This window comes from Cyanobium sp. NIVA-CYA 375, assembly GCF_056108345.1.
Genome location: NZ_JBSYHW010000173.1, coordinates 1 through 1973 on the forward strand (window position 1 = coordinate 1; position 1973 = coordinate 1973).

Here is a 1973-nt window from a genome sequence, read left to right on the forward strand (position 1 = left end):
TGCCCGCCATCCGCAAGTGTCTGGCCCGCGTTGATGAGCTCGATCAGCGGCTGCTGGCCCAGCATGAGTTGCTGGTGTTGCGCTGCGAGCTAGAAGCCAAGCGGCACGCTTTGGCCTAGGAGCCATAGGCCCTGCCGGGGGCCTAATCCCGGCCTTTTCAACCTGTTGTCCTGCTGGAGATCAAGGTCAACCGTGGTGCACCGCAGGGGAGAGCACTTCCCCGATGGTTCGCCCAAGGGCCAGCAGCCTGACGGGCTGGCAGCACCGCAGCATCAAGGCCAAGGCGAGCGCCCGATTTGCCGTGCAACGGGCGGCCTTGACCCAGCGGCTTGATGGGCGCGAGTGGGGGCGTTTTTTCTCCTTCCTGCGATGCAAGCCACCTCCACCCTGCTCCTCTCCAGCAGCACCAGGCAGCGCAAGGCCGGCCAGTCCGTTAGGCAGCTGGTGCTCTTCTCCTTGCCCGAGCCGATCGGCTGCTGCTGGGATCTGATCTGCCCAGAGGAAGCCTGGGAGCAGCCCCTGCGCTGGGCCGTCTAGGGCCCAGGCCCCCTGGAGGCCTACGCCCCTCCACCCACTCGCGCCTGCTCGGGGACTACACGGCGGCCATTGGCTGGTGACCTGACTGGTTGGCCGGCAAACAGCCAAGGCCTATGCCGCTACGCCTCTCGCGCCTGCTCGGGCTACGGGGCTCCGGCCGGGGTGAGCACCAGAAGGGAAAGACTCACTCCGCAATGCCAGGCCACCAGGCAGGCAGGGCCCTATGAAACAGACGAACGCTGGCCGGGGTGCAGCAGAGCGGGCCGGCAGGGTGCCGCTATAAAGCAGGCCGCATCAGCTCAGAACGGGCCGCTTGGCAGTCCTCGATTGCAAGGGATGCGAGCAGGTCTGTTCACCGGACGCGGTGATGAGGCAGCACGGGTATTTCAGCAGGGCCAGTGGGCGTTGGCTGGCCGGGCGTTGCGAAACCCCTCCGCAACATGCCCTTACGGCTCGCACCAGCAAGGGCTGACGCAAGGCTCGCTGCTCTCGCCCCTGGCTAGTGCTCACCTTTGGGGCGCTTGGTCGGTGTTCTCCGCACCACCCCAGCCATGGCCATTCCCCAAGGCCCCGTCTGTGAAGTCCGCCTGCTTGTGGTTCACCGCTATGCGCCCGGCGTTCAGAAGCTCGGCTCCACTCCCTGTGAGGTCGAGTTCTTTGGCCGCCGCGGTAAGCCCGTCAAAAAGATGCGGCTGATCCCTGCTGAGAAGGCCGTTGCCTTTGCCCGCAAGCTGCAGGGCACCCCCGGCTGCACCGTCTCGGTCTGCTGAGCCTGGGGGCTCAGGCCCTGCTGCCGCTTGGTGGCCGGGCCTTATCAGAACAGCTAAGTGCTGATCATGACCGGGAAATACACGTGGCAGTGATACAGCAGATGCTCCCCTTAGAAAAGCCCCTAGCAAAGTAGAGGCGGCGCGCTACAAAAGGGAATGTCATTCATCTAGTAAACTAGGAATACTCAATCCACAGTCGATGCAAGAAATCCACTTTCTCTATCTAATTGCAAGTGGAAATAACGACTCAATTTATAAGGTTGGCATCAGCGTAGACCCTAATGCTCGCCTCCGGCAAATCAAGGCAACATACAGAGTGCCAAAGGCATATATTGTGGAGACGATGGATGTCAATACAAGAGCGGAGGTTGTTGCACTCGAAGCAGCCCTGCACGCAAGGCTTGAGGATAGACGTACTACTCGCTATGGGGGCAGAGAGTTCTTTAAGCTAAGTCAGTCAGATCTGGAGTGGCTTAGGAATTTATACAAAGACAATACAAACGACTTTGCACAAGCTAAAGCGTATTATGGTCTTGAACTAACTGCAGCCGAGATAAGGAGCAAGGCACAAGCATTAGAGCAAGAACGCCAGGCAAGGATCAGCCATAACAGGCGCCACGGAAAGACTTACGATACTAAGCCAGCCGGGGAACTTAAGCGTTACAA

General features: G+C 60.2%; 3 protein-coding genes. All 3 read left to right on the forward strand.

Annotated features, from left to right (window positions below; translation table 11 throughout):
- The first annotated feature begins 369 nt into the window (after positions 1–369).
- Positions 370–537, forward strand: coding sequence for a hypothetical protein (locus AC01FP_RS17225; protein ID WP_474481929.1), 168 nt, complete (start codon positions 370–372; stop codon positions 535–537).
- A 551-nt stretch (positions 538–1088) separates the two neighbouring features.
- Positions 1089–1307 (forward strand): hypothetical protein, encoded by a 219-nt coding sequence (locus AC01FP_RS17230; RefSeq protein ID WP_474481931.1) that lies wholly within the window; start codon positions 1089–1091, stop codon positions 1305–1307.
- Positions 1308–1506: 199 nt separating this feature from the next.
- A partial coding sequence (locus tag AC01FP_RS17235) for a GIY-YIG nuclease family protein (protein ID WP_474481933.1) occupies positions 1507–1973 on the forward strand: 467 nt, incomplete at its 3' end.